We start from the raw sequence: 6,663 nt of genomic DNA on the forward strand, positions 1-6,663 counted from the left end.
TCAACAACGTGTTCCTCTCGCGACTGCCGAACATGGCGTCGATCACCGTGGACGGCGTGCAACTCAGCCCCGCCGTCGAGCGTCTGCCGGTGGCGTACGATGCTGCGACACCGGGCATGCTCGAGACGCTGCGCATGACACTCCTGCGCGGCCGCGACATCGCCGACACGGATCGCGCCGATGCGCCGACCGTCGCCGTCGTCAATGAAACGTTCGTGCTGCGGTTCCTGCCGGACGCCGACGCAATCGGCCGCCGCTTCTCGTTCGGTTCCGTTCAGTCGGAGGACGACTGGATTACGATCGTCGGCGTGGTGCGCGATGCGCGCCGCTCCGGACCCACGGAGGAAGTCCGGCCATACGTGTTCCTCCCGTTCCAGCAGATGTCGCAACGACGCATGAGCGTACTGGTGCGCACGGCATCCGACCCGGTCGCGATCATGCCGCAGCTGCGCTCAGTGGTCCGCGACATCGATCCGAACGTCCCCGTCGTCGACCTGCGCCTGCTCCAGGAGGACGTCGACGCCGCACTGTCGACGAGGCGCTTCCTGATGCTGCTCATCACCGGATTCGGCGTCGCCGCCCTCGTCCTCGCCGCCGTCGGTGTCTACGGTGTGATGGCGTACATCGTCGGCCGCCGCACGCGCGAGATCGGCGTACGGATGGCGCTGGGCGCAGCACCGCGCGTAGTTCAGCGCGAGGTCGTGCTGCGCGCGATGATGCAGGCGGGCGCGGGCGTCGCACTCGGCCTCGGCGTGACGCTCCTGCTGGCCGACGTGCTGCGCGCGCAGGTGTTCCGGCTGAGCCCGACGGACCCGGCTACCCTCGGCGCGGTCGCGGTTCTGCTGCTCGGGTTGGCGGCGGTGTCGAGCTGGTTGCCGGCGCGGCGGGCGGCGCGGGTGGATCCGCTGGTGGCGTTGCGGAGTGAGTAGGGGGGCGCAGAAACCGAAGGACAGGGCCGCTTGGGATCCTCGATCGTCGCGTTTCGGTGAGCGCCATCGCCGATGATGCTGTAGACGAAATCGGCACCCGTGCGGTTCGCCACGAGCTGTCATATTTCCCCGGTGCGTCTATCATGACTTCGCAGGGACCGTCGCCACCTTCTATCATAGTTCGAATTCGTCGCGCTTCGCGTGCCGATCTGTGCTTCCCTATTCACCCGTGTCCGCGCCCGCGGCTGAGCAGCGCGGCGACCGCCGATAGCAGATCCTGGGGTGTGAACGGCTTGGGGAGGAAGACGATGCCGAGGTCACTCACCCGCTCCCCGATGTCCGCTTCCGTGAAGCCGGAGAGGAGCAAGACGCGGGTGTCCGGCGCTTCGCGTAGTAGGGACTCCGCCAGTTGGTCGCCCTGCATGTCGGGCAACCCGACGTCCGCGATGATCAGATCGACAGCCCGGGCGTGGAACTGGCGGGTGCCTTCCACTGCGTCCGCGGCCTCGAGCACCCGGTAGCCCGCGCGCTCCAGCACCCTCCGGATCAGCTTCCTGATCGCTTCTTCGTCCTCCACGATCAGCACCGTTTCGCCTGCCGCGTCGGTGGATGCCGGAGGAGCCTGCGGTTCCGGTTCATCGACCGCGCTCGCGACCATGGGCAGCCACACGGTGAACACCGACCCGTCACCGGGCCGACTGTCCACGTGGATCGCTCCATGGTTCTGAATCACGATGCCGTGAACCACGGCGAGGCCGAGCCCGGTGCCGCGTCCGTGCCCCTTGGTAGTGAAGAACGGCTCGAACAGGCGTTGCCTGACCTCGTCCGTCATCCCGGTTCCGGTGTCGCCGACCTGCAGGGTCGCGTACGAGCCAGGGTCCAGCCCCAGTCGCTCGGCAAGCTCACCGACGACTCGTTCGGCACGCGTACGCAGCGTGAGCGTTCCGCCGTCGGGCATCGCATCGCGGGCATTGACCGCGAGGTTCATCAGCACCTGCTGGATCTGACCCCGGTCGACCCGCACGATCAAGGGAGCGCGCTCGAGTTCCTTCTCGACCCGGATCCGCTGACCCAGCAACCGCACCAGCATGCCCAGAGTCTCCTCGACGATCGTGTTCAGGTCGATCGCACGCGGAGCTGGGACTTCCTTCCGACTGAACGATAGAAGCTGCCGGGTGAGAGCCGACGAGTGCTCGCATGCGCGCCGGATGTCCTGAACCAGCGCGAGGGCCTCCTCATCATCCACCAAATCCTCGAGGAGGGCAGCGCTACCAACGATGACCGTGAGGAGGTTGTTGAAGTCGTGCGCGACGCCGCTGGCCAGCCGCCCCAGCGCGTCGAGCTTCTGCGCTTGGCGGAGCTGCCCGACCAGTTCTTCGCGTTCCGCCTCCCTCTCCGCGACAACGCGCAGGCGCTCGATCCACCACCGCACCCGCGTTCTCCTGAATTCCGGGGGCTCCGGCGGGGCCCGCATCAGGAGTTCCGGCGGTTCGTAGTACGGATTGTCGTAGTCGCGGTCGCCGATCACGACCAGAGGGTGGCTTCGTAGAACGTCGTGAATGATGGCGTCGTCGAAACGCTCGCGGTTGTAGAAGCAGCTCACCACCATCCGCCGCCCTTCGAGAAATTCGTTGAGGCGGATTTCGTAGGGAATGAGATCGTGTTCCTCGCTCGCGGAAACGGCCCAGCTCATCTCGCCCGCGTAGCGCAACCCGCTGAAGCGGTCTCGAAGCGCCTCACGCTCCTTGCGGTCCAGGTACTCCAGCATCGCATCAGCCGAGAAGTGCCCGCCCCGGAGATAGACGTCGCGGTCGCTCAGAAGGTGCAGGGCACCCCGATCGCGCTCCGCCCGTACGTCGAATCCCTGGGCCGCCAGCTCGGCGAGCAGGCGGTCGATCCCGGGCTCGCTCGCGACATAGAGACAGCGTTCGCCTCGAGCGAAGCCGGGGCCGAGAAATGTGGCGGCGGTCGTGAAGCGCTCCCGATCGTGCTGATAGATCGGGCACACGTGGCTGCCGTGAGGGAGCCGCTTGAGGGCGTCGAGCTTGCTCATCGGGTCTTTCGGTACGGTGACGACGGCGCACGCGATAGACCGAAGATACCGGAGCGGGAACAAGGATGACAGGATGCCGCAGCCGCGCCTCGGAGCACACGCGATGGGGCTAGCATGGCTGGAACCTTCTGCGTCCGCCGCATCGTCTCGGTGAGCGGCAGAGGGCCGATTGAAGTGCCTTCAAAGGGCAGAATGCCATCACGCCAAGGAGCTGGCGTATGGCCGTTACCGCTGCAGGAGCCAGCGTCCGGCTGTGGCAGCTTCCTCGGCTGCTATCGTCAAACGCAGCAGCTCAAGATCGGCGCCATGCCTGACAGAAACGGAAACTCGCTCGGTGCTGAACCTTCTCAGGACCATGAGCGCATAGATGGCCTCGCACTGCGCAAGTGACACGCCAGACTTTGCCTGCAGGTAGGCGGAATGGCCGTTCTCATCCGAACAAGCACATCATCTACAGGCTCGACACCTTCGCATCCGACCCATGCTATCGGCGCAGTGAGCCCGTGCGGCGGGTGAGAGTCCTGCTCTGCGAGCATGTGGACCGCAAGGCGCGCAGCGACTCGAGCCTGAAAGTGTGCACCAACTCCCGTGGCGGCGCCGCCAGCGGGCATTGTCTTGGGCATAGCCTCACCGAACGGAGAAACGATGTTTCATGACGTGAAGGTCGGCCGTTCTGCATCGTTGTGCGACATGCAGAACCGCGACGGTGCGCGCAGGCACTGTCCTGTCAGTCGGCAGCCGGAAGAGTCAGGACCGGGAGCGGCATCGAATGGTGCTGCTCCCGTGTCGTTTCAGCGTGCGCGGCGTATGGACGGTACGCACTCAATTCAACAGCGCGTCCACGGCTTGGAGCAGTGCGGGAGGTGAGAACGGCTTTTCGAGGAACTCGCCTTCCGGCAGGTCCACGTCCTCGCCGGAATATCCTGACACGAACAGGATCGGGACCTCGCACCCGCTCTCACGCAGCCGATCGGCCAGCTCGAGTCCGTCCATGCCGCGCATTATCACGTCGGTGATGACGAGGTCGATGTTGGCGGCGCGCTCCTGGACGATTTGGAGCGCCGCCTCGCCATTCGCAGCCTCGAGCACGCTCCAGCCGCGCAACTGGAGGATGCGCACTGTCAGGCGGCGCACGGCGTTCTCATCGTCGACGACGAGTGCCGTCCCCGTGACACTGAGATGTGCCCGCGAGGACCTATCGCTCGATCTGGCATCCGCAACGCCATCGGCCGCCGGAAGGTAGATTCGAAAGGTCGTGCCGCGACCCCGGTCGCTCTGGAGCATGATATGGCCACCGACCTGGCGGACGATCCCCCACACCGTGCTCAGGCCGAGGCCGGTCCCCTTGCCGCGCTCCTTCGTGGTGAAGAACGGCTCGAAGATGCGCTGGTGCAGCTCGGGAGGGATGCCGGGGCCGGTGTCTTCGACCGACAACAGCACCCACCGGCCCGGCCCCACCTCGCCGGTCGCGGACCTGAAAGGGTGAGCCAGCTCCGCCGGCTCGACGGTGATCCGGATGCGACCCTGTCCGTTCATCGCGTCGGACGCATTGATCACGAGGTTTGTGATCACCTGCTCGAGCTGCGTCGGGTCGGCCAGCACGGCTGGCGTGCGGCGGAAGGACGTCTCGATCACGACGTCGCTGGGGACGAGCCGCTCCAGCATCCGCCGGAGGTCCCTGATCACACCCGCGGTGTCGATCAGACCCGGTCGTGCACTGTTGCTGCGGCTGAACGTCAGCAGCTGACGGGTGAGGGCATGCCCCCGCGCGACGGCCCTCTCGATCTCGTCTAGGTCCTGTGCGGCTGCCTCGTCAGTGATCTGCTCGCGCGCAAGGCTGGCAAAGCCGCCGATACTGGTGAGCAGATTGTTGAAGTCGTGCGCCGCACCACCTGCGAGCCGTCCTACCGCCTCGAGTCGCTGGGCATGCTGGAGCTGCTCCTCGGCGCGACGCTGCTGGGAGATATCGGTCAGCGTGACAGCACGCTTGCGCGATCCGTCGACCACGTCTTCGACACCGAACCGCACGAAGACCCAGATTTCGCTCTCGTCGCGAGCATTGCGGTCGAGCCGCGCCTCCATCACCGTTGCGCCCGGACCGTCGGCGCCGCGCGTCCACAGCGTGCGTGCGCGATCGCGATAGGCTGGAGAGAGCGCATCCCACCATGTTCTGTCGGCCCATTCCTGTTCGCGACGACCTGTGAGTCGCCCCCATTCCGGGTTGACCGCGTGCACGCGCCCGTCAGTACCGCAGTCGGCGATGCCGACGGGCGCGAGTGCGCGCAGACGTGACAGGCGCTGCTCGGTTTGCCGCGTCCGATGCTCGGACGACCCGAGCGCGCGGCGGCTCCACACGGCCGCCGCCACGCTGATCAGCAGAAGCAGCGCCCAGCCGACCATTTGCATCGCGTATGCGCGCTGTTCGTCGCGCATCGCGCGGCTCACGTCATCGCGAATGGCGTTCTCCAGCGCTGCTGCCGCCTGGTCCGCCTCAGAGAATCCGACACGCACGGCAATGTTGTCGGGCTCTGTCGTAGCGAGCTCGCTGCGGAACGCGTCGAGCGCCGCACGATAGGTCGAGAGTCTGCCCAGGAGTTCGGGGTCGGCTGGTGGAGCGCCGTCGAACCGCGCGATTCCGCTGCGTCCACCTACCCAGTTGAGCAGAGCGTACTCGGCGGCACGCACCTCGGCGAGAGGAGAGGCCTGCGCGAATGTCGCATCGCCGGCAGCCTGCCGCTCATGGATCAGGTAGGCATTCAGCAGCCGTCGGTGGCTCTCCGCCGCGTTGTCGAGTGCAACAACGGTCTGCTCCAGGAGGTCGCGGCTGTTGGAGTGAACACTCTCGAGGAGCAGGACGGACGCGGTGCCCAGGAGGACCAGGGCGATGGTCGGCGACCACGGTCGCAACGCAACGAGAGACCTGCGACTCATCGACACGTTCCCGCTGTTGAATCATCTGCACGCGCAGCGGCCGCGCACACCTCTGCGCGCGTGAAGCCGAACTCGGCCACCAGCGCCTGATGCGTGTCACTGCCAACGAAGCCTGCCAGCACTGCATCGAAAGCTGCCGCCAGCGACCGGTCCGTCGGCCGGAACGCGAGGGCTGCACACCCGGGATCCGCCATCAGCGCCGGTGGTACCGTGTCTCGTACCGCAAGGGCAGTGTCGCGCGACGCGATGAGCCGTGCAGTAGGTGCCGAGATGGCGAGCGCCAGTGCATCACCCGACTTCACCGCTGCCACCGCCGTCGATGCATCCGGGGCAGCGAGAAGTCGCGGCCCTGCTGCATCGCCGATCGCCGGATGGCGCACTTCATGACCGTCCTCCACGAAAGTCGTGCCTTCCGCGGCGTTCGTACGCGCCGCATGCAGTGCGTGCTCCTCCACGCTGCCGCGGATCACCGCGACGGTGCACGCATCACACTCGAACGGTCGCTCGAGCGCAGTGGCACGACGAACGACGAGTGAAGAATGGAGGCATGCGGTTGGGAGCGAGAACCGCACGAGGCGGCCGCGTGCCTCCGTGATGAACAGGCCGGACGCGATGACGTCGATGCGCCCACGCTCCAGGGCCGGCATCAGGTTGTCGAACTGGAGTGGGAACCACTGGAGCGAATCGATCTCGAGCGCGGCAGCAACGTAGCGCATCACGGACGGTGCCTCGCCGCGAACCTCGCCTGTT

4 protein-coding genes are annotated in these 6,663 nt (G+C 66.4%); 1 reads left to right on the forward strand and 3 read right to left on the reverse strand.

From position 1 onward, the window contains the following. Window positions 1–929 (forward strand): FtsX-like permease family protein (locus VFU06_00665; protein HEU5207893.1); only part of this gene is annotated, 929 nt, incomplete at its 5' end. Between the two features lie 223 nt (window positions 930–1,152). Here the strand turns inward: VFU06_00665 and VFU06_00670 are convergent. The 3 genes from VFU06_00670 to VFU06_00680 all read right to left on the reverse strand — a co-directional run. Next, window positions 1,153–3,045 (reverse strand): MEDS domain-containing protein, encoded by a 1,893-nt coding sequence (locus VFU06_00670; GenBank protein HEU5207894.1) that lies wholly within the window; start codon window positions 3,043–3,045, stop codon window positions 1,153–1,155. A 759-nt stretch (window positions 3,046–3,804) separates the two neighbouring features. Next, the gene (locus tag VFU06_00675; protein ID HEU5207895.1) at window positions 3,805–5,913 is read right to left on the reverse strand and encodes an ATP-binding protein; all 2,109 of its coding nucleotides are present in this window, start codon (window positions 5,911–5,913) and stop codon (window positions 3,805–3,807) included. Next, a partial coding sequence (locus tag VFU06_00680; GenBank protein ID HEU5207896.1) for a transporter substrate-binding domain-containing protein occupies window positions 5,910–6,663 on the reverse strand: 754 nt, incomplete at its 5' end. The genes VFU06_00680 and VFU06_00675, both read right to left, overlap by 4 nt.

Source organism: Longimicrobiales bacterium (genome assembly GCA_035764935.1).
Classification (GTDB): domain Bacteria; phylum Gemmatimonadota; class Gemmatimonadetes; order Longimicrobiales; family RSA9; genus DASTYK01.

What these genes read in the sequence shown, in the direction of transcription:
- VFU06_00675 (HEU5207895.1), bottom strand. Translation starts at nt 5,913, where the DNA reads ATGAGTCGCAGGTCTCTCGTTGCGTTGCGACCGTGGTCGCCGACCATC.